Raw genomic sequence first — 26831 nt, 5'->3', positions numbered from 1 at the left:
GGCCGACCGCGCTACCGCGTCACTTCTTGCGGCTGTAGGCCTGCGCCGCCACCGGCCCCGACCCGGTGCGCGCCTTGACAACGAGCTTGGCCGTCGCCGGGAGCGGAAATGGCCACTGGTAGCAGCTCTGCTTGGCTCCGATGGCCGCAGTCGGCCCGGTATCCGAGTCGACCGCGAGCACCGGTTTCAGGTTGAACGCGGCGAGCCCCGGCTGCCCTCCCGCGTTGAGGTCGATCTCCAGCTGCAGGTCGACCTCGGTGACCGTGGGGAGCGCTTGCGCCAGGAACGTGTAGCAATTGCCCGGCTGGAGCATGAAGGTCTGCCCCGAGGCCGTCTGCCCCTCGGGCACCACGTTGCACACCGGCGCCCCTTCCGGCTGCATCCTCGGCGCCTCGGCCGAGGCGCGGCCCTGGAACATGGTGGTCATCGCGAGCGACTGGACTCCATCGCAGGGCGACGTCGTGGGCACCGCCACCGGGGGCAGGCCGGCGTCCGGGGGCGGGACGGACGCTGTCGGCTGCGGGGGCGGCAGCGTCCCCGCGTCCGGGGCATCGTCCGCGAACTCCGACTCCTTGCTGCCGCCGCCGCAGCCCAGCGCTGCCGCCGAGAGAGCCAAGAGCACTGCTGAACCCAACGACCTACCCGTCACCGTCATCTGCGGCCTCCTCGCGCACAGCCCTGCCGCACGCCGCGGCTCCTCGTTCGGAAAGCTGTGCTCGCGGGCGCTCATACACCCGACGGAGGCCGGGAGCTATGCGCGAGGCGCTTTGCGCGGGCGGGCCAGCGCGGGCGTCGCCACGGGTCGTACCGCTCCGCCGCGGTGCCAGGCGCCGCTCCGCCGCGGGTAGTGCTGGCATTTGAACATGAAGGCGGTAAGGCGGGAAGAAAATCTCAATGATCTTCCCGCCTTACCGCCTTCATGTGAACCCTCTCTGGGCAAATGACAGCACCACCCCGCCGCGGTGCCAGGCGCCCATCGCGGGCGGGGTCGCTCAGCCGCTGGCCCCGCCCACGAGCTCGCGCAGGACGCACATGCGCGCGACCAGCAGCGCCTCGGGCCGGATCGCGCGGTCGAGGTACGCGGCCGAGTTCGCCTCGGTCAGCGACTCGCGCAGCATCCCCTGCTCCAGGAAGGCGACCGCGCGCCCGAGGTGCAGCCGCGCCCTGTCGGTCGCGAGCCCCATGCCGGCGCTCGCCAGCATCTCTCGTTCCAGGAACCACCGCGCAAACTCTCCGGGACGATCGAACTTCGCACGGGAGCCGTGGTCGGTCATGCCGTAGGCTACCTCACTTTTTCTCGTCGGCCAGCCGAGCCTGACCGTCAAAACCCGGGAAATCGTGGCAGAAGCAGCATCAATTCGCCGGGTGAGCGCGATGAAAGCGGGGGCGTGACCCGTCCAAAACGACATCCGGCGGACGGTCCTCGGAGCTCGGTTCATCCGGCGCCGGGGCAGGTCGCTCCGGGGAGCTCCCCGCGAGGGACCCGTTGCGTCGCGAGCCCGTCAGTGAGATTGAACGCGGCGTTCCGCCGGAAATTCGAGGAGGTTCTTTTGCTCCGTACGATTGGCGTCCTGTCAGCCATGGTCCTCACCGCAGCCCTCGCTGCCGGTTGTCAACAGCGAGAGGCTTCCACGTCGCCGAACTACGCGAACCAGCCCCCGCCCGGCTATTACCAGCAGCCCGGCTACCAGCAGCCGGGCTACCAGCAGCCGGGTTACCAGCAGCCCGGGTATCAGCAGCCGGGCTATCAGCAGCCGCAGCAGTACCCGCCGCCCGGGTACCAGCAGCCGCAGCAGCCGGGCTACCAGCCCGCGCCGACGCAGCCCGCGCCGACGACGCAGCAGCCGGCTCCGCAGCAGCCTGGCACGGCGCCCACGGCGCCCGGCGGCTTCCCGTGGCCGTTCCCGATCCCTGGCCAGACGACCACCGGCGGCCAGCAGCCGGCCCCGAGCGGCGGTGGGACGAGCTCCGGCAGCGCGTCAGCGATCGACCCGAACTTCGCTTCTGCCGCGACCATCCCGCTCAACAACCTCGCCGCGACCGAGGCGCAGGGCATGACGAAGGAGGGGGGGCCGATCGCGGGTCAGTTCAGCGCCGGGCAGACGCTCGAGCAGCAGATCCAGCTGATGCCCGGCAAGTGCTACACGGTCCTCGGCGTCGGCGCGGGGATCACCGAGCTCGACATCAGCCTGGTCGCGCTGACCCCGATCCCGATGGGCTCCTCGGTGCTGGCGCAGGACACCTTGACGGGCTCGAACGCCGCGCTCGGCGGCCGGGGCAATTGCTTCCGCTGGTCGTTGCCCGTCGGCATCAACGCCAAGTACATCGTGAAGGCGACCGCCGGCTCGGGCATCGCCGCCGCGCAGCTCTACGTGAAGTGACGCCGTCAGAGCGCCGAGGACGCCGGGAGATCTCTCTCCTCGGCGCTCTCGGCCGCGCGCGCTGATCGACCGCTGCGGAACGAGAGCGGTTCCAGACGAGAAGAATACAAACCGCCAAGACGCCAAGAGCGCCAAGAGCACCAAGAAAAAATTCTCGGTTCTCTTGGCGTCCTTGGCGCCTTGGCGGTTTTTCTCTTGTCTTGATCCGGCTCGCGCGGCCCAGACCCGGCGAGCAGCGCGCTAGAGGCGGATGCCCGGGGCGGGGAAGCCGCGGCAGAGCTCCGCGACCTCGGCGGCGACGCGCGCGATGCGCGCCTCGTCGTTGATGTTCTGCGCGACGTCATCCATCCACGCCGCGAGGCGCTCCATCTCGGCGACGCCCATGCCGCGCGACGTCACGGCCGGCGTGCCGATGCGGAGCCCCGAGGGGTCGAACGGCTTGCGTGGATCGAACGGAATCGAGTTGTAGTTGGCGACGATGCCCGCGCGGTCGAGCGCCTGCGCGTACGGCTTGCCGGCGATTCCCTTCGGGGTCATGTCGATCAGCAGCAGGTGGTTGTCGGTCCCGCCGGTGATGAGCCGGAAGCCGCGCGACTCCAGCGCGCGCCCGAGCGCCTGCGCGTTCTCGACGATCTGCTTCGCGTAGCCGCGGAACCCGGGCTCCGAGGCCTCCTTCGCCGCGACCGCGATGGCCGCCGTCGTGTGGTTGTGCGGCCCGCCCTGGAGGCCCGGGAACACCGCCTTGTCGATCGCGCTCGCGTGCTCCTTCTTGCACAGGATCATCGCGCCGCGCGGGCCCCGGAACGTCTTGTGCGTCGTCGACGTCACCACGTCGGCGATGCCCACCGGCGACGGGTGCGCCCCGCCGGCCACGAGCCCCGCGATGTGCGCGATGTCCGCCGCCAGGATCGCCCCGACCTCGTCGGCGATCGACCGGAACGCCGCGAAGTCGATGGTGCGCGGGTACGCCGTCGTCCCGCACCAGATGAGCTTCGGCCGGTTGGCGCGCGCCAGGTCGCGGACCTGGTCCATGTCGATGCGGTGATCGCTCTCGCGCACCCCGTACGGGACGCTCTTGAAGTACTTCCCGGTGATGCTCACCGACCAGCCGTGGGTCAGGTGCCCGCCCGCGGGCAGGCCGAGGCCCATGATCGTGTCGTTCGCCTGCGCGAAGGCGAGGTAGACGGCCAGGTTGGCCGGGCTCCCCGAGTAGGGCTGCACGTTCACGTGGTCGGCCCCGAACAGCTTGGCCACCCGCGTGCGCGCGAGCTCCTCGACCACGTCGATCTGCTGCTGGCCCTCGTAATACCGCTTCTGCGGGTAGCCCTCGGAGTACTTGTTCGTGAGCACCGACCCGGTCGCCTCGAGCACCGCCCGAGACACGTAGTTCTCGCTGGCGATGAGCCGGAGCGTGTCCGCCTCCCGCCGCTCTTCCAGCCGGATCAGCTCGGCGATCTCCGGATCGACCTCGCTCAGCGCTCTCAGGCCCTGCACGTCGCTCTTCAAGCTCATACTTCGAACTCTCCGCGTGTGAGGATGTCGGCGACGCGCCAGAGGAACGAGTTCGCCAACACCCCGTCGATGATGCGGTGGTCGTAGGACAGCGCGAGGAACATGACCGGATGGATCGCGATCGAGTCCTCCTTGTCCTTCGTGACCACCACGACGCGCTTCTTGATCTCACCCATCCTGAGGATGCCGACGTTCGGCTGTGAGATGATCGCGCCGCCGAACAGGTTCCCCTTGAGGCCGGGGTTCGAGACCGTGAACGTCGTGTTCGCGAGGTCGTCGGCCGTGATCTTGCCCGACCGCGCGCGCCCCGCCAGCTCGTCGATGCTCTTCGCGATGCCGCGGAGCGACAGCCCGTCCGCCTGCTTGATGCTCGGGACGATGAGGCCGCCGGGCGTGTCCACCGCCACGCCGAGGTTGACGTCGCGCAGCACCACGTAGGAGTTCTCGAGCACCCGCGCGTTGAACTCCGGGTGCTCGCTCAGCGCCCGGACGGCCGCGGCGCAGATGAAGGACAGGAACGTCAGCGACACACCCGCCTTCTTGAACGCGTCCTTGTGCGCGTCGCGCAGCTTCGACGTCTCGTGCAGGTCGACCTCGGCCACCGTCACCACGTGCGGCGAGGTCACCTTGGAGTAGACCATGTGGTCCGCGGTGATGCGGCGGCGCCGGCTGAACGGCACCACCTTGTCGCCGGGCTTCGGGGTGTAGGGCGGCACCTTGTACGCGCCGAACCCGACGCCGGGCACCGGCGGCACGAACCCGCCGCTCGCCTGGATGAGCTGCGACAGCTCGGCCGCCTGGCTCGCCGCCTGGGGCGCCGCGGGCGCGTGCGGCGCGCTCGCTTGCGGAGCCGGCTCGGCCGGCGCGCCGTGCGCCGCGCGCATCACGTCGTCGCGGGTGATGCGGCCGTGATCGCCTGTCCCCTGCACCTCGCGCAGGTCGACGCCCGACTCGCGCGCCAGCTTCTTCGTCGACGGGCTCGTCAGCGGGCGGGCGCCCTCGTCGTGCCCGTTGCTGCCCGGCGCCGGCGCGGAGGGCCGCGCTTCGACGGGCGCGGGCGCTGGCGCCGCGCCCTTGGCCGACGTCTGAGGCTCCGCCTGAGCGGTCTCGTCGATCTGGCAGAGTAGACCTTCCTTGGCGACGACGGTGCCCTCGGCCACCGCGATCCGCGCGACGCGGCCCGCGACCGGCGCCGGGATCTCTGTGTCTGCCTTGTCGGTCGCAACCTCGAGCAGCGGTTGCTCGCGCTTGACGAAATCGCCCTCGCGCACGAGCCACCTCGAGACGGTCCCCTCGAGCACGCTCTCGCCGAGCTGTGGCATGCGAACATCGACCATCGCTTCTCGCTCCTCCAACGTGCGCCGCCGGGAGCGCCCGTTTCTCCGGGCAACGGCGGCACGGTCGTATACGCCGCCCGCCCTTCGAGGGCAACGACACATGTTCGTCCGGTGCGCATCCTTTGCATCATTTGTCAGCATGTCGGCGGCGCGGCGTGCTCCACGCGGCGCCCCCGCGCGCCGGGGCGCCGCGCCGCGCGCCACCACGCGCCTCGGCGCGCCGCCCATCCGCCGGCCAGGCGAGGGTCCGCCCTGGCGACGGCGAGCCGGCCCCACCCGGGCGCCGGGCGCAGGAGGACCGGAATCGTACGTAGACGCTGGCGCGCCCGAGCCGGTAAAAGACCCCTGTGCGTGACGCCACGCCGGACGTGACCGCGGTCCCTTGTCCCCTGGCCAGCTCGAGCGGCGAGGCCGCGAGCGAGCGCCGCGCCGCCGGGCCTGCGCGCGTCGCGGGCGCGGGGGCGATCCGGGCGATCGCGATCGGCGCCATCGCGTTCCTGCTGCTGCAGATCCTGACCTACGGCTACGGCCGCGATCAGGGCATCTACGCCATGGTCGCGCGGGCGGTGCTCGACGGCGGCATGCCCTACCGCGACGCCTTCGACTTCAAGCCGCCGGGCATCTTCCTGATCTACGCGCTCGCGCGCGCGCTCTTCGGCCCGGCGCAGTGGGGCATCCGCGCGCTCGAGGTCCTCGGCCTCGCCGGCATGTGCCTCGCGATGGTCTCGCTCGCCGGGCGCGCGTTCGGCGACCGCCGGGTCGGCGTCGTCGCCGGGGCGCTCGCGGTGCTCGTACACGCGCAGCTCGATTTCTGGCACACGGCGCAGCCCGAGTCGTTCGGCGGCATGCTCACCGTCTTCGCCCTGCTCACGGCCACGCCGCGCGGCGGCGCCGGCGCGCCGCGCCCGGCCCCCGGCGCCGCCGCGCTGATCGTGTCGGGCGCGCTCTTCGGCGCGGCTGGCCTCCTCAAGCCGCCGCTCGCCGGCGGCGGCGTCGTGCTCGCCGTCGCCCTGGCCGCGCCCGCCCTCGCGGAGCTCGCGCGGCGCGGCGCGGCGCTCGCCCGGCGCGCGCGGCGCGGCGATCCCGGTGCGCCGCGCGTCCCCGACCGCGGCGCGGCCGCTCTCGAGCTCGGGCGCCCGGCGCCCACGGCGCCCGCGCTCCTGTGGACGGCGCTCCGGCCCGCCCTGCTCATCGCGCTGGGGGGCGTGCTGCCCGTGCTCGCCTGCGTCGCGTGGTTCGCCGCGAAGGGGGCGCTCGGCGACCTGCGGGAGGTCCTCTTCGTCTTCACGCCGCACTACACCGCGCTCGGGTGGCGCGACGCGGGCGTGCTCGACATGGCGTGGCACGGCGTCAGCGAGTGGCTCGTCCGGTACTCGGGCCCGCTCGCGCTCGGCCTCTGCTGCTTGCTCGCGCTGCACCCGGACCGCAACGAGCGCGCGGGCGTGGCGCTGCTCGCGGGCGTGATCGCGATGCACCTCGTCGGCGTGGTGATGCAGGCGAAGTTCTTTCCTTACCACTACGGCGCCACCTGGCCGCTCACGGCGATGCTCGCCGCGCTCGGCCTCTGGAAGGCGTGGCAGCGCTGCGTCCGGCACGGCGCGAAGGCGGCCGCCGCGCTCGTCGCGGTGCTCGTCGCGACGGCCTTCGCCCGCTCGGCGACGAAGGACGTGGACGAGGACTACCTCGATCGCTGCGCCGAGCGCGTCGCGCTGCTCGCCGCGGGCGCGCGGGATCTGGGCCGCCTCGATCACCTCGCGTCGGTCGCGGACGTCAACGCCGCGGCGAACCGCGAGGTCGCCGCGTGGCTGCGCGAGCGCGTCGCGCCGGGGCGGCCGGTGTTCGTGTGGGGCTTCGAGCCGGTGATCTACGACCTCGCCGAGCGCCCGCCGGCGACGCGCTACCTCTACAACGTCCCGCAGCGCGCGGCGTGGGCCCGGGAGGAGGCGCGCGACGCGCTGATGCGCGACCTCGCCGCGCGCCCGCCGGCCGCGATCGTGGTCGAGCGCCGCGACGTGTTCCCCTCGGTGACCGGCGACGAGATCGACTCGCGCGACACGCTGGCCGGGTTTCCAGCGCTCGCGGGGCTCCTCGAGGAGCGCTACGAGCTCGCCGTTCTCGTCGAGGACTTCGAGATCTACCTCGAGCGCTGAGCGGCGGGCTCGCGCGCCGTGCGGCGTGCGTGAGCCGCGAGCGGCGTGCGCGAGCCGCGAGCGGCGTGCGTGAGCCGCGAGCGGCGTGCGCGAGCCGCGAGCGGCGTGCGTGAGCCGCGAGCGGCGGCGCGGCCCGGCAGGCCGCGCGCCGCGGAGCGCCTCGTGGCTCAAGGGCAGGAGACGGTGTTGAGCTCGCCAGGGGTGGGCTCTGCGGCCCGGAAGCGGCGGCCGTCGCGGGCGCCGTCGGCGCAGCGCTGGATCGACTGCGTAGTCGACAGCGCGGACGTCGCGCCCTCGTCGACCTGGACGCGCTGGGGCGCGGTCGCATCGCTGGAGATCAGCGCGCTCAGGAGCCCCGTGTCATCCGCGTCGTTCGTGCCGTAGACCAGGGCGTCGAGCAGGCGCACGGCCGTGGCCGGGGTGCCCGCGGGGAAGGCCGCGGGCCGCGCCTGGTACAGGCCGACGCCGTCCGCGCCGTTCTGCAGGTTGTCGCTCTCGGCGGTCGCGTCGAGGAGCACGTCGGGCTCCGGGGTCACGGCGGGGTTGCCGACGAGCAGCAGGCCGTCGTCGTTCGTCGTTCCGTTGAGCTCCACCACCCGGTAGGACGGCTCGTCTGCGAGGCTGCCGTTGAAGAGCACGAGCGAGTAGCCGGCGAGGTTCACGCCCCACATGCCCGTGCTGATCTCGATGAACTCGCGGTCGTCGTTCACCGGCGCGGTCGGCGTGTCCGCGTCGAGCTCGTTGATCTGCAGCTGGATCACCGTCACCGGGAACGACGTCCACAGCGCGCCGGGCCGGCTCACCACGATGTCCTGCGGGCCGATCGTCGTCTCCTCCGACAGCGCGGAGATGGTGATCCGCGTGTCCGAGTCGACCGTGAAGGGCTGCGGCAAGAAGCCCACGGTCACGGCGGTCGCGCCGGTGAACCCGGTGCCGGTGAGCACGAGGGCGCCCCGGTGCGCGATGACCGGGTAGTCGACGGAGGTCACCCTGGCCGGCGGTCCGCAGGCCGCGCAGGAGGAGCCGCCGCAGTCGATGCCGCCCTCGTCGCCGTTCAGGATGCCGTCATCGCACGAGGGATCCTGGCACACGTGATCGATGCACACCTCGCTCGGGCAGTCCGAGTGGACCAGGCACTGCACGCACATCCCCTCGGAGCTGCACCGCCCCCCGTCGGCGAGGGAGCACGTCGTACCGACCGCGATCGGGTCGTTGACCGGGGAGCCCTCGCGGCAGGAGTCGATCGTGCACTCGCTGTGGTCGTCCGGCACGTCGTCGTTGTCGTCGACCTCCACGACCGCGCCCTCGCCATCGCAGAGGCGCTCGCTGCAGTCGCCGTCCATCTGCATCTCCGCGGGCGTCCCCTCGGCCACCGGCTCGCTGGCGCACGCTCCGTCGACACACACAGCGACCGCGCACTCGCTCGCGGGCTCGGCGCAGTCCGCGTCGGCGGTACAGGTCCCGCCGCCAGCGCCGCCAGCGCCGCCAGCGCCGCCGGAGCCACCAGCGCCACCAGCGCCACCAGCGCCACCAGCGCCACCAGCGCCGCCGTTCCCGCCGTCGCTTCCCCCCGCGGCGCCGGCGCCGCCGGTGCCGCCCCCGGCGCCGCCGTCGCCGCCGTTCCCGCCGTCGCTTCCCCCCGCGGCGCCGGCGCCGCCGGTGCCGCCCCCGGCGCCGCCCTGTCCTCCGGAGCCCCCCGGTCCGTCGTCCCCTCCGCAGCCCGAGATGGCCAGAAGGCAGATGCTCAGCGCGAGCGCGGAACCGTATCGATTCGATCTCAAAGTCATTGACCACCCTCGTGTAGTTTGGACCGGGCGCTCGAGCCCTCGAGGCTTCCTGCGCTGCCTCGCGCGCAAGGACGAGCAGGCGGGCATCCTAGACGCAGGGGACGCGTGACGAAAGCGCCGCTCCGCGCATCTCCGAGGAGCTGGCCCGAGCTGGATCGCGCGAGCCGGACGCGACGGCGGCGCTGTGCTCGCGGCGCGCGGCTGCCCTCGTGCGCCTGGTCACGAGGACGGGTGAGAACGCGCGTGGGGCGCGCGCCGCTGGCATGCTCATTGATGCGTCGATCTGCGGGCATGTACTCCACCGCGAACGGGCCGGACCGGGCCCCGCTCGCGGCGCGGCGACCCAGGAGCGACAACCATGCGGATCGGGATAGTTTCCACCCCGTTCATCCGGGTGCCGCCCTCCGGATACGGGGGGACCGAGCTGTTCTGTTATGAGCTCGCCGAGGGCCTCACTGCGCGCGGACACGACGTCACGCTCTTCGCGACGGGCGATTCGGGGGTCAGCTGCCGCCGCCGGGCGCTCTACGCCGGCGCGCGCTGGCCTCCGGTGCCGGAGGACGAGGTCAACCACCTCGCCTGGGCGTTCTCCGAGGTCGCGCGGGAGGACAGGCTCGACGTGCTCCACGTGAACAGCCCGTTCGCCGTCGCGTTCACGCCCTTCGTCCGCGTTCCGGTCGTGCATACCCTGCACCACGCGCGCTGCGACGAGAGCTCGCGCATCTACGCGCGACACCCGGAGATCGCGTATGTCGCCATCAGCGAGCGGCAGCGCTCGCTGGAGATCGCGCTCCCTCGCTCGTGCGTGATCCACCACGGCGTGACGTCGGCGCGCTACCCGCCGAGCCTCACCGACGAGGGCTACCTCGCGCACATCGGCCGTTACGCCGAGGAGAAGGGGACGCACCTCGCCCTCGACATCGCGAGGGCCGCCGGCATGCCGATCCGCCTGGGCGGCCGCGCGCACCCGAAGGATCATGCCTATTACCTGCAAGACGTGGCCCCGCGCCTCCGGGAGAGCGGGGTATCGGATCTCGGGGAGGTGGACCACGACCGCAAGGTCGCGCTCCTGCGCGCCGCGCGCGCGCTGCTCTGCCCGCTCCAGTGGGAGGAGCCGTTCGGGCTGATCGCCGTCGAGGCGATGCTCTGCGGCACCCCGGTGCTCGGCTTCCGCCGCGGCTCCTTCCCCGAGATCGTCGACGAGGGCGTCACGGGGTTCCTGGCCGAGCCGGGCGACGCCGCGCGCCTCGCCGCCGTCGCCACGCGGCTCGCGCGCTTCGACCGCGCCGCCTGCGCGCGCCGCGCGCGCGAGCGCTTCTGCAGCACGAGGATGGTCGCGAGGTACGAGGCGCTCTACCGGACCCTGATCGACCCGAGGCGCGCCCAGGGCTCCCGGGCTGCCTGAGCCCGCGGCGGTCTGCCCCTCTCGCGCGTCGCGGCGCTCGTCGAGCGCGCTGCTACCCGCCGCGCCGCCGCTATGCGCTGTGCGCGAAGGGGTTGTAGAACACGGACCCCACGAGCAGCATCATCGCGACGAGCGACACGGCGCGAGAGGCCAGGTACTTTCTGATGTAGGAGCCGGGCAACCCCAGCGATCGCAGCTTGCGCACCGCGAGGACGTTGCCCGCGATCAACAGAGCGACCGTGAGCGCGACCACCGCGGCGACGATCGCCGTCGTGCGCTCGGGCGCGAGCTTGATGGCCGCGTAGTTGAGGCCGAGGAGCGCGATGACGGGAACGAGGATGTATATCCGCTGCTTCGAGAAGCCGTCGACCAGACGGGCCTTGTCGCTCGCGCTGAGCGCGGAGAGCGCCCTCTCGCTCATCACGCGGCTGCCGACGATCAGCAGCAAGGAAACGATGAGCCACGCGAACTGCCACGTCCCTTGATCCATGCCGCCGGACCGTACGTGGGGGGTGATCGCGTGTCAACGCGGCCCGCGCTGCCCGCTCGGCCGGGCTTCACGTCGAGCGCGGTGACGGCGCAGCCTTGTCGACGTCGTCGACGCTGAACCGGCGCCGCAGCGCGGCCCGGAGCACCAGGTAGAGGAGGAACCCCATGGGCCCGAAGAGCAGCGTCAGGGCCAGGCAGGGCGCGACCATCCAGCGCGGTATCCCGAGCTTCACCGCGTCGCGCGCCTCCCAGGCCCCGGTGAACAGGTCGAACACGAGGTAGTGGATCCAGCCGACCAGCAGCACCTCGGGGCGCGCGAAGAGCTGCGCGACGCCGTGCAGGCTGCCAAACCCGCCTTCTCCCTTGCCGAAGGTCGGCACGATCGCGAGCACGTACACGAGCGCCAGCGCCGCCGCGGTGCCCGTGGCGACGCGCTGGGTCCACCTCCAGCGTGGAGCGAAGGCGAGCAGCAGCCATCCGGGGAGGACCGCCGCATTGCAGAGAGAGAACACCGCCTCGAGGTCCATGAGCTCCGGGCAGGGTAGGTGAGCGAGACCGGAAAGGACAGAAAGGCGAGCCGGGCCGCCCGCGCCAGGAGCGCGCGCAGACGGGGTCGAGGAGGGGAGGATCGAAGAGGGGAGAGGGGCACAAGCGCGCGCGCTGAACGGTTGATACGAGCGCGCGCGCTGATCAGTTGATGTTCGGCGGGATGGCGACCTGGCACTCGTTGGCCGGCGTCAGCCACTTGATGGCGTTGAGCCAGAAGCGCTCGACCTGGTAGTCGGGGTGCTCGACCCACTCGCTGTTGTACGTGATCCACTCGTCGCCCCAGACGAGCACCCGGCCATCGCCGGACTCCAGCGCCTTCAGCACGTCATATCCGTCGCCGGTGGCCAGCGTGGTGCCCTCGCCGGCCACCGGGTAGCCGGTGTCCACGCCGACGGCCTGGATCCCGTCGAGCACCGGGTGCGCGCCGCCCCACTCCGTGATCGGGATCGTGGAGCCGCCTTGCCGCGGCAGGATCTGCTGCTCGTCGTAGCCGACCCCGAGCGGCTCGAGCAGCGTGTTGACGTTCTCGCGCTCGTCCGGGTCGCCGTAGCCGATCAACGTCATCAGGCCGCCGCCCTTCGCGATCCAGTCGCTCAGCGCCTCGACCTCGGCGCTCGAGTACGCGCGTCCGATGACGCTCACGTCCTGGACCACGATGACCTGATGCTTGCTGAGCTCCTCGGCGGTGAGCTCGGCGTCGTTCAGGTCGACGGCCCCGTTGATGCTGCGCTTGTTCAACCAGGCCTCGAACACGTCGCCATCGCCCCATCTGCCCGGCTCGCCCAGCGTCGCGATGCGGAGGCAGTCGCACACGCCGTCGCCGCCGGCGTCCACGTCGTCGATGATGCCGTTGCCGTCGTTGTCCACGCCGTCGCAGCTGTCCTCGTTGCCGGTCACGCCGCTGCCGGAGCTGATGCTGCCGGCGCCGCCAGCGCCCACCGCGATGCCGCCGAAGTCGTCACCGCCGCCGCTGCCCGCGCTCGCCGACGTGTCGCCCGTGTCGCCCGTGTCGCCGCTGTCGCCGCTGTCGCCGCTGCCGCCGCTGGTGCTGGCGCCGTCGCCGTCGCTCGAGCACGCGGCCGCCTGCAGCGCGACACCGATGCACGCGACCCGCAGCAGCTGTCCGACCGGAACCCAACCCAAGGACCAAAGGTAAGAGCTCGAGCTCATGGCACTCTCCAAGCGGTTCTACGTTGATGACGACGGCCCCGGCGCGCCGTCGATCGCGCTCGGGTCGAAGACTCGGAGTGTCTCCCGGAGCGCGGCTCTTCGCAACGCGAAAGAGCGAGCTTCGATGAGAGACACGTCAGCTGACGGTGTGTGTCATGGTCTCCTTGTGTGATGATCCTGGTGATGCGGAGTGCAATTGAGCAGGAGTTGAACTGCCACGCTTGATGAAGATATCGAGGACAGAATTTTCCGGGCCCCTTGGCGTCCTTGGCGTCGTCTGCGCAGCGTCTGCCCCCGGCCCGGCGCGTGGCCCCGACCGCCGCGCCCGCGGCCGGCGGGGGACCCGCAGCGCGAGGCGGTGCGAGCGTCGGATCGACAATCCAGGAAACTGACGGCCGGCTCGTGTGTGATGGCAGCAAGGGACCCTCCTTGCCCAGCCCCGACCTCGCCTCCTCGAACCTCGCCGAGGCGCTCCGTCCGCTCTCCTGCGAGCAGCGGTCCGACGCGCCGCCGCCCGCCGTGGCCTCCGGTCGGCCCGCCGACGCGGCGCCCGCCGCGCCCAGCGCGTCGCGGTCGATCGACAGCGTCGAGGCGCTCTACCGCCGCCACCACCGGCTCGTACACCGGCTGGCGCTCCGCTACGGCAAGGGGAACCTCGCGTGGGCCGAGGACGTCACGCAGGACGTCTTCCTCGATCTGTTCAAGGCGCTACCGACCCTCACCGATCACGATGACCTCGAGGGGTGGCTGTACCGGGCGACCACCAACCGCTGCTTCAACCGCCTCCGGCGCGAGCGCTTCCTCTCGCTCGCCCCGGTCCGCTGGCTGCTCGGCGAGCAACCGCAGGAGCCCCGGCCGCCGGACGCGCTCGCCATCGCCCGCGACGACCTCCGCCGGGCGTTCGACGCGCTGAACGCGCTGCCGGTCAAGGAGCGGGTCGCGTTCTCGATGTACTACCTCGACGGCAAGGAGCAGGAGGAGATCGGGCGGGTCCTCGGCCACTCGAAGGGCTACGTCTGCAAGCTCATCCAGCGCGCGGTGCAGCACCTCGGCGGCGCCGGATGGAAGGTGGACCATGGCGACGTCTGATCGCGACGACCTCGTCTCGCAGCTCCGGGCGCTCGACGCGCAGCTCGCCAGCGTGCCGCCGCGGCCGCACCTCGAGGTGCGGCTCCGCGCGCGCCTGCGCGCCGCGGAGGCGGCGTCGGCGGCGCCTGCGCTGCGGGACGCGGTCCGGGGCTTCCGGCGCCCGCTCGCGGCCGGCCTCCTCGCGGCCGCGGCGCTCGCGCTCGCCCTCGACGACGGCGCCCGGAGCGCGCTCGAGCGGTGGGGTGTGGCCGCCCGCAGGCTGGCCGCGCCCGCCGAGCCGGTCACCGGAGAGCCCCGCGCCGACAGCGGTCCAGCGGAGCCGGGACCGGCGCGGCCCAGCGTGTCGCCGCCGCCCGCGCCGGTGGCCCCCGCGCCCGATCCGCGCCGCCGCGCGCTCCTGCCCGACCCGCGCCGGGCCGTCGAGGCGCCGCCGCCGGCCGACGTCACGAGCTCTCCGCCGCCAGCGCCGGCGAGCCCGCCGGATCCGAGCAGCACGCCGGAGCACGGGCGCGATCCGCTGTTGCTCCGGCGCGACCCCGGCGGCCCGAGGTTGCCGGGCGTCCGCGAGCCGTCGGTCTTCTCGGTGCCCCGGATCGAGGCGCGTGGTCCAGGCGCGGCAGGGCGCGCGGGCGAGGAGGCAGGGCGCGCGGGAAGCGAAGAAGTGGCGCGCGCGGGCGACGAGGAGGCGGAGCGCGCGCTCCCCGAGGCGAGCGTGCCCCCCGGGGAGGAGGCGGCGTGCTCCACCGATCTGCTGTTCGACGGGGTGACCTGCCCGGACGACTGCACGAGCGGCGTGCTGGGCGACGGGGTGACGTGCCAGGACCCGAACGCGCTGATCGAGCAGGGGGTCCCGATCTGCGAGGAGCTCGGGCTGGTCCTGCGGGATCTCCAGGTCGACAAGGCGGACTACGCGGTGTGCGACGGGAAGGTGCTCCAGGCGAATTACCTCTGCTGCCCGGCGTGGGAGGCGCCGCCGGAGGAGACCAAGGAGCCGTCGCTGCCCGAGCCCCCTTGCGAGACGACCGGCGTGGTGGGCGACGGCACGACGTGCGAGGACCCGAACGCCCTGAAGAACGAGGCGCTCGCGCTCTGCCAGGCGCAGGGGCTGCCGCTGAGCCACTTCGATGCTTCGGTCGCGCCCTGCGCGGGCGGCACGCTCGAGGCGACGTATGCCTGCTGCCCGTAGCCGGACTGCGGATCTCACATCGACGTCACGAAGCGGCGCGCGCCCAGGAAACCGGAGCCCCCTTCGCGGTTGGATCATGGCGAATGACGACGCGGCGCCGTGCGATGGCCGGCCGCGCGTCTCAGCCATCCTCGCGGCCCACGGCGAGGCCAAGGAGATCCCATGCGATTGGCCCATCACCACATCACCGCTCTCTCGATCGCCGGCGCCGCGCTGCTGGCGGGTTGCTCGACGACGCTCAGGTCCGGCGAGGATCTCGACGGGAACACCGTCGAGCAGCGCGTCGCCCCCGAGGAGGCGGGCCAGGCCCCCGAGAAAGAGGCGGGCGTTGCTCTCGATGAAGAGGCGGGCGACGCCCCCGCGGAGGCAGGCGACACCCCCGCGGAGGCAGGCGACACTCCCGCGGAGGCAGGCGACACTCCCGCGGAGGCAGGCGACACTCCCGCGGAGGCAGGCGACACCCCCGCGGAGGCAGGCGACACCCCCGCGGAGGCAGGCGACACCCCCGCGGAGGCGTGCTCGACCGACCTGCTGTTCGACGGGGTGACCTGCCCGGATGACTGCACCAGCGGCGTGCTGGGCGACGGGGTGACGTGTCAGGACCCGAACGCGCTGATCGAGCAGGGCATCCCGATCTGCGAGGAGATCGGGCTGGTCCTGCGCGATCTTCAGATCGACAAGGCGGACTACGCCGTGTGCGATGGCAAGGTGCTCCAGGCGAATTACCTCTGCTGCCCGGCGTGGGAGGCGCCGCCGGAGGAGCCCGAGGAGCCGCCGCCGCCGCCCGAGCCTCCTTGCGAGACGACCGGCGTGGTGGGTGACGGCACGACGTGCGAGGACCCGAACGCCCTGAAGGACGAGGCGCTCGCGCTCTGCCAGGCGCAAGGGCTGCCGCTGAGCCACTTCGATGCTTCGATCGCGCCCTGCGCGGGCGGCACGCTCGAGGCGACGTATGCCTGCTGCCCGTAGCCGGGCTCCCTCGCTGCAGGCTACTGGCGCGGGGCGGGCGCCTGGCCCGGATGGAGCTCCCTCGCGATGCGCTCCACGCTCTGCATCAGCGTCTTGATCTGATCGCCGACGACCGGGCCTGCGTCCTCGACGAGCGCCTCGATCTGCTTGAGCACGGGCGGCAGGCCCTCCGCGGTGACCTCGTTGATGCGTTCCCCGCCGAGCTTCGCCTCGATGCGAGCCAGCTCGTCCTTGAGCTCCCCGAGCGCCTGGGACACATGCTCCCGGTGCTGCACGTGCTCGTGCCGCGAGAGCTCATAGGCAATCGCGATCGCGCTCCGAACATCCCGCTGAACTTCCATCCTCTCCATGCTTCTTCACCCGTGCCGTCGCCGGCGGTAGTTGATCTCCATGCCAGCCGGCCGTGGGGCGTCGCGCCGCCTGGCCGCCGGCACATCCATCATGGGAGTGGCTTGCTCTGGTCGTCTGCCGGCCGCGCCCGCGGGGCGGGTCAGACAGCCGCCGGTTGCTGGTGCTTCAGCGTTCCAGCGTGTCAGCATCCGAGTCTCGACACGCGACGTCGTAGCAGCTTCCGTGCCCTCGCCGCCGCGGCACCCATTCGGGCCGACAGCGAGGGACGCCAGGATCTGGCGCGCGAGCTCAGCGCTGGATCGACGGACGATCCGCCTCAGTTGTCGTGAATCGCCACGGTCTGCGCGGCGCGGCAGATCGGCTGTTCGCCGGGCGCGGCCCCCGGGCGAACCGCGTTTCCGGGCAGGGGTCCGCTCAGGGCTGCACCAGCTCGACGCCGCTGAACTCGATGGGAAAGGTGATGACGGTCGTCACCCCGCCTTGCGGCGCGGGGAACTGCATCTTCTCGAACGCGGTGGCCACGCAGCGATCGACCTGCTGGTTCTTCGTGGTCGACCGGATCACGTCGGCTTTGTTGACCGTGCCGCTCGGCCCGATGGTCGCCTTGACGGTCACCTTCCCCACGAACTTCGGCGAGCTCTTGACGCCGATCTTGTAGCACTCGTCGAACAGCTCTGCGTGCTTCTCCACGACCTCGCGGACCTGCGCCTCCGAGATGCTGCCCCCCAGCGTCCCGGTCGCGACGCCCGTGCTGGGCCGCAGGCTCCCGGTGCCGCGCGCCGTGCCCGGCTTCGGCGCGGTCGCCTCGACCGGCGCGGCCGCGCCGGGGACCTGCGCGCCTGGCGGGGGCGCCTCCCCGGCGGCGGGCGTCGGGCCTGCCGCCGCCGGAGGTGTCGTGCCCGCCGTCGCCGGAGCTGCCGCGCCCGCCGCCGCCGCGGGCGCCGTTCCCGCCGGCTCGGAGGAAGCGGGCTGCGCCGGCGCCTGGGCGGACGGCGGCGGGGCGCAGCCGGCCGCGAGCGCGAGGACCAGAACCAGACCTGTTCGGCGAGAGCTCATGCCCGAAGGTAAAACCGGAATGCGGCCCCTTGTCCACGAGGATGGAGGCGCGTCGACCGCTCAGCGCAGCCGCAGCACCTCGACCTCGGACGCGCCGCCGCGGTCCACGAGCGCCGGCGCGCGACCCCGGTCGCGGGCCCTCAGCGATGCCCAGAACACCTCCGTCCCCGGCCTCTTCCGGATCGGCACCGGATCGGCGTAGAGGAAGCCCGCCCTCCAGCGCTGCGGCGAGATCGCCGTCGGGAGGCCGACATCGCGGTAGATCGGGTCCGCCATCGTCGTGGACAGCGGGGCGCGCTCGACGACCCGGGAGCGCACCGTGAGCGCCACGTCGCTCGCCGCGGGGCCGCCCGCGCGCACGAAGATCGTGAGGAGCGAGCGCGCGCCCTCGTGGAACGTGGTCCCGAGCAGCTCCGTGCCGTCGTCGAACCGCGCCCCGAGCGGCGCGAGCGCGGCGCTGATCTCCGCGAGGAGCGCCGCCGCGCGCGCGCCGTCGCCGGCGGCCAGGGCGATGTTGTGCGCGATCCGCTTCTCTTCCAGCGTCTCCGGCGCCCCCGCCGGGGGCTCCGCCGGCTGTCCGAAGTGCGCGCGGAGCTCCCACGTGAGGAACGGATCGGGCGCGATCTCGCGCTCGGGCTCGGTGCCCGAGACGAGGTACCAGGCGAGGAGCCCCGGCTCGCGCTCGCGGAACGAGAACGCCTCGATCCCGGGGGCGCGCGGATCGACGGCCGCGCGCGGATCGACGGCCGCTTGCGCATCGACGGCCGCGCCGAGCGCCCAGAACGGGCCCACGGCCGTGATGTCGAAGCGCCGCGCGAGGCTCGCCTGGTCCCGGTCGAGCATGAACCGCGTGTCGACCAGGTAGGCGCCGCGCGGCGGCTCCTGCTTCGGCGCGGGCCGCGCCGGGGTCACGACGCGCCCGCCGAGCGCCCAGACCTGGGCCCAGGTGGCCTTCATGCCCTCGTGCATCTCGACCGGCGCGCCGGCGGGCAGCCTGGGCGCGAGCCAGCGCAGGAACGCCGTCTTCGCCCCGTCAGAGTCGATGAGGTGTCCCCGCTCGTTGAAGCGCCCGCCCGTCTCCCGCGCGTACCGCAGCGCCGGGAGCCCGTCGCGCAGGACGGCGGCGAGCGGCGCGAGCCAGAGCGCGAGCGCCGCGAGCGCCGGCCATGCGGGCAGCGCGCCCGGCGCCGGCCACGCGGCTGGCGCGGGCCGCGCCGCGTCGTCGGGGGCGCGCTCGGCGGCGGCGCGCTCGATCAGCGCCGCGCTCCCGGGCGCGCGCCGGGCGGCGGCGGCGCGCTCGATCAGCGCCGCGGCGGTCTCGACGAGGGCGGCGCCGGCGAGGGCGAAGTACGCCCCGAAGTAGTGCGGCCAGAAGATGTGGATGTCGGCGCCCTGGCGGAAGACGACGTACTGCACCGTCGCGGTCGCGAGGTAGAGCAGCGGCAGCGCGTCGTGCTCGCGCCGGAGCAGGACGAGCCGCGCGGCGCAGACGAGCGCGGCGAGCTTTCCGGCGGCGATGGCGACCGGCGTGAACGACAGCTCGATCCAGTACCGCCGGCTCGCGAGCACCTTGCTGAGCGGCTCGGCGTTGCCCGAGGACCGGAGCCCGTAGCTCCCCAGGAGGTCGCCGAGCTTGCCGGCGTGGTGGAAGAGCGCGACGTAGAGCGCGACGGTCAGCGCGGCGATGGAGGCGGTGAGCACCCACCACTGCGCGTAGCGCCGCGCGTGGACGGGGCCGAAGACGCGCTTCGGGAGCAGGTACGCCCGGATCGCGCCGAAGACGAGCAGCCCGCCCGTGAGCACGAACGCGGGCCAGTCGGCGTTCATCCCGAGCGCGAGCCCGAGCGCGCTGACCGCGAGGTAGCGGCGCCGGGACGTCTGCGTCATCCGGACGTACCCCCAGAGCCCGAGCAGCGTCCAGGCCATGACCGGGACCTCGAGCGCGTTGAAGTTCGCGAACGACAGCGTGATCGGCAGGACGACGAACGACGCCGCCGCGGCCGCCCCGGCGGCGGGGCGGTAGACGCTCCGGCCGATGGCGTGGAGCAGGGGCGGCGTCGCGGCGCTCAGCAGGACGGCGGGCAGGCGGCAGATGACGTCGTGCCGCCCGAAGACCTTCATGAACGCGGCCGTCGTCCAGAAGATCCCCCACGGGTGGTGGCAGTAGTACATCTCCGGCGGCGGCTGGCTCGCGGTGTACTCCCAGACGGGCCCGGCGATCTTCCAGCGGAGCATGTTCTCCGCGATGATCCCGACGCTCGCCGACGACGCGTAGTGGCCGGCGAGGATGGGCCCGAACATCTCCCACGCCGCCGCGAGCGCGAACCACGCCGTCGCGATCGCGGTGATGGCGAGCGCCGCGCGGGCCTCGAGGCGGGACGCGGCGGGGAGGCCGTTCAGATCGAGCGGGCGCGAGGCGGGGCGGGGCAGAAGCACGGCGCGCGCAGCCTATCTCCGATGGAGCCTGCCCGAGAGGTGAGAAAGAGGCGAGAAGCGGCCGCCGCGCCCGCCGTACACCGCCCGCCGCCCGCCGTGGCGGCGCGGGTCGATGCGCGCGCGCGGCTCGGTTAGGATTGGGGCATGTCGAGCGAGGCGCACAGGCAGGTCCATCGGCGGGCGCACCGCGACGGCAAGGAGCGCGATCCGACGTTCTATCCGGTGGAGAAGAAGATGGGGGAGGACTCCCTTCAGACGTGGATCGTGGAGCTCCTCCGTCCGCTCATCGAGCGCTGGTACGGCGAGCTCGGTCGACCGAGGTTCGTGGGCGCTGATCAGTTCATCTACTACCGGCAGTTCGACCCTTCCAAGGTCGTGGCGCCGGACGTGTACGTGCTCCCCGGCGTCCCGCCGGGGCGGCGCGTGCGGAGCTGGAAGGTGTGGGAGACCGGGATCGCCCCGAGCTTCGCGCTCGAGGTCGTCTCGTCGGACGAGCCGTACAAGGACTACGTGGACGCGCCCGAGCGCTACCGGGAGCTCGGGGTGAGGGAGCTCGTGATCTTCGATCCCGACTGGGAGAAGGGCCGCGACCGGGTGCGCTGGCAGCGCTACCGGCGGCTGAAGACGCGCGGCTTCGTCCGGGTGGAGACGACGAACGTCGACCGGATCCACGCGCGCGTGCTCGGCTGCTGGCTGCGGGTGATCGGCGCCGGCGAGGAGGCGCGCCTCCGCCTGGCCACGGGGCCCGAGGGCGAGGATCTCTTCCCCACCACCGCGGAGGCGGAGCGCGCCGCGAAGGAGGCGGCGCTGGAGCGCGTCGCCGTGCTCGAGGCGCAGATCGCGAGCGCCGCGAGGGCGAGCGGCAAGGGACCCGCGGATCGAGGCTGAGCGAGGCGCGCCGCCGTCAGGCCCGGAGCAGCGTCACCCGCCGCCCCGAGGGCGTCCGGGCCTCCTCGAACCGCGTGCGCGCCTCGACGTCGCCGGCCGCGCTGCGGCGGTCGAAGAGCACGAGCACGCCGTCGTCGAGGCCGAGCTGGGCGAGGTATCCATCGAGCTGCGCGAGCCCCTTCTGCGTCGGGTCCTTCTCTCCCTCCCGCCAGACCTTGAGCTCCAGCGCTGCGCGCTGCACGGCGCGCAACCCGTCCTCGCCGCGGTACGGCCAACGGACGAGGAGGTCGATCCTGCCCCGGCCGAGGCCGTACTCCCGCTCGATCAGCCCGCCGCCGTTCACCACCAGCCCGCCGCCGTTCACCACCCGCTGGAGGAACGCCATCAGCACGAGCTGCGGCGCGACCTCGTGGTAGCCGAGGTTCCCGGAGAGCGCCTCGCCGTGCTCCCTCCAGAAGGCGGCGAACTCCTGGAGCAGCCGCGGGAGGTCGAGCCGGCCGTCGGGCAGCACGAAGCTCCTCGGCTCGGCCAGGATCGTCGGCTCCACGTCCCCGGCGAGCACGCGGGCGATGACCTCGCGGTAGATCGGGTTCGCGACGCGCGCCGGGTTGCCTGTCGCGATGAGCCCGAGATCGCGCGCGTACTGGAGGTCGTCCTGGTAGGCGTCGCCGACGATCGCGAGCGTGCCCGAGAGGATCGGCTCGAGCACGCGCCGGACGCGCGGCTCGTGCAGGCGGGCGACGAGCGAGTCGAGGTGGGTGGCGCGCGCCAGGATCAGGCGCTCCTTCGCCTCCTCGACGTGGGCCACGGTGATCGGCTCGCTCGCCGGCACCGCGAGCTTCTCCACGATCTCGCGGGCGAGCGCGTTGACCAGCCACGGCTGCCCGGCCGTGAGCGCGATGGCCCGCGCGATCGCCTCCTCGGTGAAGATCTGGCCGGTATCGGCCGTGTGCTGGCCGTAGAGCTCGCGCACCTCGCCGGGGTCGAAATCGCCCAGCTTGAGGGACTCCAGCTTGACGTTGAAGGGGCTCGCCGTGCCGAGGCGGCTGGGATCGCCGCCGCTCGCGGCCTTGTACTCGCGCACGTCGCGCAGGCCGCAGAGCGCCACCGAGGCGGGGTAGTCCCCGGGGCGATCGGAGAAGCCGGCGCGCAGCTGGCGCAGCACGCTGAGGAGGCTCTGGCCTCGCAGCGCGTCGATCTCGTCGAAGAACAGGGCCAGCGGCCGCGGGCAGGCGCGGGCCCAGGCGCGCAGCGCGACCTCGACGCGGTGGCCTTCCGGGGCGTCAGGGAAGTCCGGCGGCTGCAGCGCCGGGGGCAAGGTGAGCTCGGCGCGCGCCCGGACGGCGCTGAGCAGGATGCGCTCGGCGGCGCCGTAGTCGTCGCCTGCCACCTCGCCCGCCTCGCACGAGAAGTGCAGCGCCGCCCAGCGGCCGGAGGCGGTGAGCCGCTCGGCGAGCGCGCGGAGCGCCGTGGTCTTGCCCGTCTGCCGCGGCGCGTGGACCACGAAGTAGGCGCGCTGCTCCACCAGGCCGGGCGCCTCGGGCAGGCGCCGCTCGGCCGGGATCATGTAGTCCCAGTCGGGGCGGCAGGGGCCGGCGGTGTTGAATCGGCGCGGCATGCGCGCAGCTTGCGTCGCGGAGCGTGGCGGCCGCAAGGGCGCGGTCACCGCCGCTATCGCCCGCAGGCCCCGGCGCCGCCGGGCCGGTTCCGGGCCCATCGCGCCCTCTCCGGGGGCGGCGCCGGCGCGTCCAGCGCCGTCCCGAGATGGTAGCTTCCCCGCCACCTTGGGTACCCCGTCCCTCCCGGTGGAGCCTCCGGCGGCGCCCGGCCCCGCGCGGCGGGCGCCGCTCGTCGGGCCGCTCCGCCGCGCCGCGGGCGCCGCGCGCCGCGCGCCGCTCGCCGCGGCGCTCGCGCTCGTCGTCGTCGCCACGTCGGTCTATGTGATCGCCGTCCCGCTCGCGGTCGTCCGCTATCCGCCGATGACCGATCTCCCGTTCCACGCGGCCCAGACGGCGGCGCTCCGGCACTACCTCGACCCGGCGTGGCACTTCCGCGAGCAGTTCACGCTCCAGCCGCTCGCGGTGCCGTACATGTCCATGTACGCGCTCGGCGCGCTGCTCATGCTCTTGCTGCCCCCGCTGGCCGCCGTGAAGGTCGCGGCGGCGGCCATGCTCGCGCTGCTGCCCGCGGGCCTCGCCGTCCTCTTCCACGGCCTGAAGCGGAGCCCTCTCCTCGGCGTCCTCGGCCTCATCCCCGTCTGGTGCAACCTCACCCACTGGGGCTTCCTCAATCACATGGGCGCGCTCGGCCTCTTCGCGATGGTCGTCGGCCTGACGCTCCTGCTCCTCGATCGCCCCTCGCGCGGGCGGCAGCTCGCGCTCGCGCTCGCGCTCGTCGCCCTGTTCTTCACCCACGTCTTCCGCTTCCCCTTCGCCCTCGCCGCCGTGGTGGGCGCCGCGATCGTCGTCTTCCCGGCGACGCGGCGGCTCCGCCCCATCGCGCTCCCGCTCGCGCCCTCGCTGGTCCTCCTCGCCGTGTGGCTCGCGGCGCGGACCGACACCCTGCACGGCGCCTTCGCGCCCGCGCTCCACTGGGAGCGGCTCGGCGAGGTCCCCTCGCTCCTGTTCACGAGCTTCACCGATCCGGCCGAGGCCGCGGCGGCCCGGCGGGCGGCGCGCCTCGTGCTCGCGGCGCTGCTCGTGTGCGCCGCCGGCGCCGCCGCGCAGCTCGCTGGCATCACGCCGAGCCCGCCCGACGCCGACGCGCGGGAGCGGACCTTCGCGCGCCTCGCGGCCCTCGTCCCGGTCGCCTGCGCGGCCGTGTTCCTGGGCCTGTTCCTGAGCATGCCGCTGCAGCTCGGCCTCTGGTGGTACGTCTACCCGCGCGAGATCGTCGCGGCGCTGTTCCTCGCCTTCGGCGCCTTCCCCGACCTGCCGCGATCGCCCTGGCTCAGGGTGCCAGCCGTGCTCGCGCTGTCGGCCGCGGCGGTCTCCCTCGGCGCCGTGGTCCGGGACAACTACCGCCGCTTCGACGACAGCACGCAGGACTTCGAGGCCATCATCGCGCGCATCCCGCCCGCGCCCAGGCTGCTCTACCTCGTCTTCGATCACGGCGGCTCGACCCGGTCGACGACCCCGTTCATCCATCTCCCCGCCTGGGTGCAGGCCACGCGGGGCGGCTGGCTCAGCTTCCATTTCGCCGTCTGGGACGCCTCGCCCATCGCCTACAGGCCTCGCTCCGAGCCGGGCGCCGTCGTCCCGCCGCCCACGCCGCTCCGGTGGGAGTGGACGCCGGAGAAGTTCGACGTGCGGCGCCACGGCGCCTTCTTCGACTGGTTCCTCGTCCGCCGGCGGGCGGGGGCCGACCACCTCTTCGCGAGGGACAAGAGCATCGTCCCCGTCGATCACGTCGGCGACTGGTGGCTCTACCGGCGCAGCGGCGGGCCGTAGCGCGCGCTGTCCCGGGCTTCTGTTACCATGCCGCGCATGCGCACCTCCTCCGCTTCAGCGCTCCTCGCTGCCAGCGTCGCCCTCTTCTCCCTGTGCGCCTGCGGCTCCGACGACCCGCCGGCGGATCCCGGCGCGGGCGGCGCGGGTGCAGGTGACAGCTCGACCGCGGAGGGCGGCGGCGGCTCCGCCCCGGAGCCAGAGTCCTCGTGCACGGAGCCGACGCCCGTGCCCTGCGAGGACGATGTCTTCCAGCAGATGAACTTCCAGTCGACCGTCGCGCCCGGGGGGATCGACAACGAGCCGGACGGCGACGGGTTCCGCTCGCTCGTCGACGCCACGGCGGGGGGCCCCTTCGCCTCCGACCCCGACGCCTACGTCTATGCCCGCTTCACGGCCGAGGGCCTCGAGAAGGTCGAGATCTCGGACGAGGACGCGCTCGGATCCATGGACTGGGACATCGCCTTCCGGCGCTACGTCGTGCGCATCAACAGCGGCCACTCCGGCCCGTCCTGCGTCTCCGCCGCGCGGCTCCCGGGCACGCCGGACTACGACGCGCTCGCCGAGGCTCCGGGCGAGCTGAGGCTCCGCCGCGACGAGTACTTCACCGAGAGCTGCGAGCTCATCCCCGACGGCTCCGGGCTGGAGTCCCCCGCGACCGCGCTCTCCGGCTACTGGACCTACCCCGGCTGCGTCGCGATGAGCGGCCTTGTCTACGTCGTCGGGCTCGCCGACGGCCGGAGGCTCAAGCTGACCGTCACGAGCTTCTACAACGAGGAGGCCCAGGCGCAGTGCCAGGAGACCGGGATGGTGCCGATGATGGACACCGGCGCCGCCAACCTCCAGCTCCGGTGGGCCTTCCTCCCGTGACGCGGAGCCCCGGCGAAGGGCGCCCCGCGCTGGCGCGCCGCGGCCGCGCCGACGGCGGCGCCGCTTCGTGCCGCGGCCGCGCAGCCGCGCTCGTCGCTTCGTGCCGCCGCGCTGCCGGCTTCACGGCCTCGGCCGTCCCGGCGCTCGCCGCCCTGCTCGCGCCGGCGCTCTCGGCTTGCGGCGCAGACGACGTGGTCCCGGGCCCGCTCGACGGGCCCGCCGCGGCGCCGCTCGACCGGCCCGACACGCGTGGCACCGACCTCCAGTTCCGGTTCGATCCGGACGACACCCTCGAGACCTTCGCGTCGGCCTCCGGGGCGTTCCTGGTCCACTTCGCGCGCGAGGGGCGCAGCGCGGTGCCCGGCGCGGACGCCGACGCCTCGGGCGTCCCCGACTTCGTCGAGGAGGTCGCGGCCGTCTACGACGAGGTGATCGTCCACTACCGCGACGTCCTCGGCTTCCGGCCGCCGAGGAGCGACGAGGACCTCCCCGACAACGGCGGCGACGGTCGCTTCGACGTCTACCTCGTCGACTTCGCCGGCGTCGGCGACGGAGTGTTCCGCGTCGATGCCTGCGCTCCGGGCGAGGACCGCTGCGCCGGCTTCATGACCCAGGAGAACGACTACAGCGGCTACGGCTACCCGTCGACGCGGACCGCGAACCGGATCCTCGGGAGCCACGAGCTCTTCCACGCGGTGCAGGCGGCCTACGACCACGGCCAGGACACGCTGATCACCGAGGGAACGGCGGTGTGGGCGACCGAGTCGTTCGACCCCTCGCTGCGGGACTTCGAGGGCTTCGTCGACGGCTACCTCTCCAACGCCGATCGATCGCTCGACGTGCCCATGGTCGGCCCGGTCGACCCGTTCAGCTACGGGAGCGCGCTCTTCTTCCAGTTCCTCGAGGAGCGCTTCGGAGGCGGCACGGTCCGCGCGCTCTGGGAGCGCGTCGAGGACGGCGCGTCCGGCGAGGCGGATCCCGTGTGGTTCGAGCAGCTCGACCCGCTGCTCTCGTCGCAGGCGCAGACGACGTTCGCCGAGGCGTTCGTGGAGTTCGCCACCTGGAACCTGCTCACCGGCGCCTCCGCGGATCCCGAGCGCTCCTACGCCGCCGGGGCCGGCTACCGGGGGCTCGCCCCGCAGGCGGTCGAGGCGCCCACCTCCGACCGGCTGCGGGTCTTCCACGCGTCGGCGCAATACTTCAGCGTGCCGCCGGGCGGGCGCGCGACCATGACGGCCGCGCTCGCGGCGCCGGCGGACGACCCGGCGCAGCGCGACGGCCTCGCCCTGCTGCTCGCGCCGCGGCGCGACAGCGCGTACGGCGAGGTCGTGCGCGCCGCCGACGTCGCTGCCGGCGAAGCGCTGATCGACACGGCCGGCGCCGATGCCCTGACCGTGATCGTGGTGAACGGCCTGCAAGAGGGCGAGTCGCGCAAGCCGACGCTGTGTATCGGCACCTCGGACGAGGTCGCCGCGTGCCGGGCCGCTGCGGAGGGCGGGGCCGGCGGTGGTGGCAGCGGTGGTGGTGGTGGCAGCGGCGGTGGCGGTGGCAGCGGGGCCAGCGATGGCGGCGAGGCGCCGTCGGAGGAGACAGGCGGCGGGGCCGATGGGGGTTGCGGCTGCCGTGTCGGATCGCCGGCCGCCGCGGTCGGCAGCTCCGCTGGGGCCGGCGGCGCCGCGCTCGGCGCTTCGCTGCTCGGGCTGGCCGTGCGCCGGCGCGAGCGCAGGGGGAGCCCCCCTCGGCGAAGGGGGTAACCTGGT

Annotated in this window: 22 protein-coding genes; 10 read left to right on the top strand and 12 right to left on the bottom strand. The window is 73.3% G+C overall.

All coding sequences use genetic code 11. The annotated features are described in order from the left end of the window. Positions 1 to 19: 19 nt before the first annotated feature. Positions 20 to 622: a hypothetical protein gene (locus tag WME85_RS39680; RefSeq protein ID WP_437828700.1), complete on the bottom strand. Its 603-nt coding sequence runs from the start codon at positions 620 to 622 to the stop codon at positions 20 to 22. 370 nt (positions 623 to 992) lie between these two features. Next, positions 993 to 1274, bottom strand: coding sequence for a hypothetical protein (locus tag WME85_RS39675; RefSeq protein WP_437304235.1), 282 nt, complete (start codon positions 1272 to 1274; stop codon positions 993 to 995). A 276-nt stretch (positions 1275 to 1550) separates the two neighbouring features. Here WME85_RS39675 and WME85_RS39670 point away from each other — a divergent pair, with 276 nt between their 5' ends. After that, positions 1551 to 2381 carry a hypothetical protein gene (locus tag WME85_RS39670; protein WP_437828697.1) on the top strand — a complete coding sequence of 277 codons (831 nt, stop codon included), beginning with the start codon at positions 1551 to 1553 and terminating at the stop codon, positions 2379 to 2381. Between the two features lie 240 nt (positions 2382 to 2621). Here WME85_RS39670 and glyA read toward each other — a convergent pair whose 3' ends face one another. Beyond that, positions 2622 to 3893, bottom strand: coding sequence for a serine hydroxymethyltransferase (gene glyA, locus WME85_RS39665; protein ID WP_437304233.1), 1272 nt, complete (start codon positions 3891 to 3893; stop codon positions 2622 to 2624). Then, on the bottom strand, positions 3890 to 5230 hold the full coding sequence (locus WME85_RS39660; protein ID WP_437828695.1) for a dihydrolipoamide acetyltransferase family protein: 1341 nt from the start codon (positions 5228 to 5230) through the stop codon (positions 3890 to 3892). Before WME85_RS39660 ends, glyA begins: the two co-directional genes overlap by 4 nt. Before the next feature lie 347 nt (positions 5231 to 5577). Between WME85_RS39660 and WME85_RS39655 the strand changes: the two genes are divergently transcribed. Beyond that, entirely contained in the window at positions 5578 to 7380 is a 1803-nt protein-coding gene (locus WME85_RS39655; protein ID WP_437828692.1) for a glycosyltransferase family 39 protein, read from the top strand. 167 nt (positions 7381 to 7547) lie between these two features. On the opposite strand, the gene WME85_RS39650 is transcribed toward WME85_RS39655, so the two are convergent. Then, complete coding sequence (locus tag WME85_RS39650; RefSeq protein ID WP_437828690.1) at positions 7548 to 9167, bottom strand: hypothetical protein; 1620 nt, start codon at positions 9165 to 9167, stop codon at positions 7548 to 7550. 358 nt (positions 9168 to 9525) lie between these two features. Here WME85_RS39650 and WME85_RS39645 point away from each other — a divergent pair, with 358 nt between their 5' ends. After that, complete coding sequence (locus WME85_RS39645; protein WP_437828688.1) at positions 9526 to 10572, top strand: glycosyltransferase family 4 protein; 1047 nt, start codon at positions 9526 to 9528, stop codon at positions 10570 to 10572. A 70-nt stretch (positions 10573 to 10642) separates the two neighbouring features. On the opposite strand, the gene WME85_RS39640 is transcribed toward WME85_RS39645, so the two are convergent. The 3 genes from WME85_RS39640 to WME85_RS39630 form a co-directional block, all read right to left on the bottom strand. Further along, the gene (locus WME85_RS39640; RefSeq protein ID WP_437828686.1) at positions 10643 to 11062 is read right to left on the bottom strand and encodes a hypothetical protein; all 420 of its coding nucleotides are present in this window, start codon (positions 11060 to 11062) and stop codon (positions 10643 to 10645) included. Between the two features lie 67 nt (positions 11063 to 11129). Then, the gene (locus WME85_RS39635) at positions 11130 to 11588 is read right to left on the bottom strand and encodes an ABA4-like family protein (protein WP_437828685.1); all 459 of its coding nucleotides are present in this window, start codon (positions 11586 to 11588) and stop codon (positions 11130 to 11132) included. Between the two features lie 163 nt (positions 11589 to 11751). Continuing rightward, the gene (locus WME85_RS39630) at positions 11752 to 12753 is read right to left on the bottom strand and encodes a hypothetical protein (protein ID WP_437828683.1); all 1002 of its coding nucleotides are present in this window, start codon (positions 12751 to 12753) and stop codon (positions 11752 to 11754) included. Positions 12754 to 13209: 456 nt separating this feature from the next. Between WME85_RS39630 and WME85_RS39625 the strand changes: the two genes are divergently transcribed. The 3 genes from WME85_RS39625 (at position 13210) to WME85_RS39615 (ending at position 16024) form a co-directional block, all read left to right on the top strand. Continuing rightward, positions 13210 to 13869 carry an RNA polymerase sigma factor gene (locus WME85_RS39625; RefSeq protein WP_437304225.1) on the top strand — a complete coding sequence of 220 codons (660 nt, stop codon included), beginning with the start codon at positions 13210 to 13212 and terminating at the stop codon, positions 13867 to 13869. Continuing rightward, positions 13856 to 15055 carry a hypothetical protein gene (locus WME85_RS39620; RefSeq protein WP_437828681.1) on the top strand — a complete coding sequence of 400 codons (1200 nt, stop codon included), beginning with the start codon at positions 13856 to 13858 and terminating at the stop codon, positions 15053 to 15055. The genes WME85_RS39625 and WME85_RS39620 overlap by 14 nt, the downstream gene beginning before the upstream one ends. A 162-nt stretch (positions 15056 to 15217) precedes the next feature. After that, the gene (locus tag WME85_RS39615) at positions 15218 to 16024 is read left to right on the top strand and encodes a hypothetical protein (RefSeq protein ID WP_437828678.1); all 807 of its coding nucleotides are present in this window, start codon (positions 15218 to 15220) and stop codon (positions 16022 to 16024) included. Between the two features lie 20 nt (positions 16025 to 16044). Here the strand turns inward: WME85_RS39615 and WME85_RS39610 are convergent, their stop codons facing one another. The 3 genes from WME85_RS39610 to WME85_RS39600 all read right to left on the bottom strand — a co-directional run bounded on the left by WME85_RS39610 (position 16045) and on the right by WME85_RS39600 (position 19867). Next, positions 16045 to 16365 carry a hypothetical protein gene (locus WME85_RS39610; RefSeq protein ID WP_437828676.1) on the bottom strand — a complete coding sequence of 107 codons (321 nt, stop codon included), beginning with the start codon at positions 16363 to 16365 and terminating at the stop codon, positions 16045 to 16047. A 424-nt stretch (positions 16366 to 16789) separates the two neighbouring features. After that, positions 16790 to 17431: a TonB family protein gene (locus WME85_RS39605; protein ID WP_437828674.1), complete on the bottom strand. Its 642-nt coding sequence runs from the start codon at positions 17429 to 17431 to the stop codon at positions 16790 to 16792. Between the two features lie 60 nt (positions 17432 to 17491). Beyond that, entirely contained in the window at positions 17492 to 19867 is a 2376-nt protein-coding gene (locus WME85_RS39600; RefSeq protein ID WP_437828671.1) for an ArnT family glycosyltransferase, read from the bottom strand. A 144-nt stretch (positions 19868 to 20011) separates the two neighbouring features. On the opposite strand from WME85_RS39600, the gene WME85_RS39595 reads away from it, so the two are divergent. Further along, positions 20012 to 20755, top strand: coding sequence for a Uma2 family endonuclease (locus WME85_RS39595; RefSeq protein ID WP_437828669.1), 744 nt, complete (start codon positions 20012 to 20014; stop codon positions 20753 to 20755). 16 nt (positions 20756 to 20771) lie between these two features. On the opposite strand, the gene WME85_RS39590 is transcribed toward WME85_RS39595, so the two are convergent. Then, positions 20772 to 22373, bottom strand: coding sequence for an ATP-binding protein (locus WME85_RS39590; RefSeq protein WP_437828666.1), 1602 nt, complete (start codon positions 22371 to 22373; stop codon positions 20772 to 20774). A 166-nt stretch (positions 22374 to 22539) separates the two neighbouring features. On the opposite strand from WME85_RS39590, the gene WME85_RS39585 reads away from it, so the two are divergent. Genes WME85_RS39585 through WME85_RS39575 form a run of 3 tightly spaced genes read left to right on the top strand, consistent with a single transcriptional unit; the run spans position 22540 to position 26825 of the window. Continuing rightward, positions 22540 to 24204 (top strand): hypothetical protein, encoded by a 1665-nt coding sequence (locus WME85_RS39585; protein WP_437828664.1) that lies wholly within the window; start codon positions 22540 to 22542, stop codon positions 24202 to 24204. Positions 24205 to 24240: 36 nt separating this feature from the next. Then, positions 24241 to 25071 carry an HmuY family protein gene (locus WME85_RS39580; protein ID WP_437828661.1) on the top strand — a complete coding sequence of 277 codons (831 nt, stop codon included), beginning with the start codon at positions 24241 to 24243 and terminating at the stop codon, positions 25069 to 25071. Beyond that, on the top strand, positions 25068 to 26825 hold the full coding sequence (locus WME85_RS39575) for an MXAN_6640 family putative metalloprotease (RefSeq protein WP_437828659.1): 1758 nt from the start codon (positions 25068 to 25070) through the stop codon (positions 26823 to 26825). Before WME85_RS39580 ends, WME85_RS39575 begins: the two co-directional genes overlap by 4 nt. Positions 26826 to 26831 lie beyond the last annotated feature (6 nt).

The sequence above is a fragment of the Sorangium sp. So ce1153 genome, assembly GCF_051521595.1.
GTDB lineage: Bacteria > Myxococcota_A > Polyangia > Polyangiales > Polyangiaceae > Sorangium.
This window is presented reverse-complemented; position numbering and strand designations above follow the sequence as displayed.

Excerpts from the sequence above, each read along its gene's own strand:
- WME85_RS39675 (WP_437304235.1), bottom strand. The coding sequence starts at position 1,274 with ATGACCGACCACGGCTCCCGTGCGAAGTTCGATCGTCCCGGAGAGTTT.
- glyA (WP_437304233.1), bottom strand. The coding sequence starts at position 3,893 with ATGAGCTTGAAGAGCGACGTGCAGGGCCTGAGAGCGCTGAGCGAGGTC.
- WME85_RS39660 (WP_437828695.1), bottom strand. The coding sequence starts at position 5,230 with ATGGTCGATGTTCGCATGCCACAGCTCGGCGAGAGCGTGCTCGAGGGG.
- WME85_RS39650 (WP_437828690.1), bottom strand. The coding sequence starts at position 9,167 with ATGACTTTGAGATCGAATCGATACGGTTCCGCGCTCGCGCTGAGCATC.
- WME85_RS39645 (WP_437828688.1), top strand. The coding sequence starts at position 9,526 with ATGCGGATCGGGATAGTTTCCACCCCGTTCATCCGGGTGCCGCCCTCC.
- WME85_RS39640 (WP_437828686.1), bottom strand. The coding sequence starts at position 11,062 with ATGGATCAAGGGACGTGGCAGTTCGCGTGGCTCATCGTTTCCTTGCTG.
- WME85_RS39635 (WP_437828685.1), bottom strand. The coding sequence starts at position 11,588 with ATGGACCTCGAGGCGGTGTTCTCTCTCTGCAATGCGGCGGTCCTCCCC.
- WME85_RS39620 (WP_437828681.1), top strand. The coding sequence starts at position 13,856 with ATGGCGACGTCTGATCGCGACGACCTCGTCTCGCAGCTCCGGGCGCTC.
- WME85_RS39615 (WP_437828678.1), top strand. The coding sequence starts at position 15,218 with ATGCGATTGGCCCATCACCACATCACCGCTCTCTCGATCGCCGGCGCC.
- WME85_RS39610 (WP_437828676.1), bottom strand. The coding sequence starts at position 16,365 with ATGGAAGTTCAGCGGGATGTTCGGAGCGCGATCGCGATTGCCTATGAG.
- WME85_RS39605 (WP_437828674.1), bottom strand. The coding sequence starts at position 17,431 with ATGAGCTCTCGCCGAACAGGTCTGGTTCTGGTCCTCGCGCTCGCGGCC.
- WME85_RS39595 (WP_437828669.1), top strand. The coding sequence starts at position 20,012 with ATGTCGAGCGAGGCGCACAGGCAGGTCCATCGGCGGGCGCACCGCGAC.
- WME85_RS39590 (WP_437828666.1), bottom strand. The coding sequence starts at position 22,373 with ATGCCGCGCCGATTCAACACCGCCGGCCCCTGCCGCCCCGACTGGGAC.
- WME85_RS39580 (WP_437828661.1), top strand. The coding sequence starts at position 24,241 with ATGCGCACCTCCTCCGCTTCAGCGCTCCTCGCTGCCAGCGTCGCCCTC.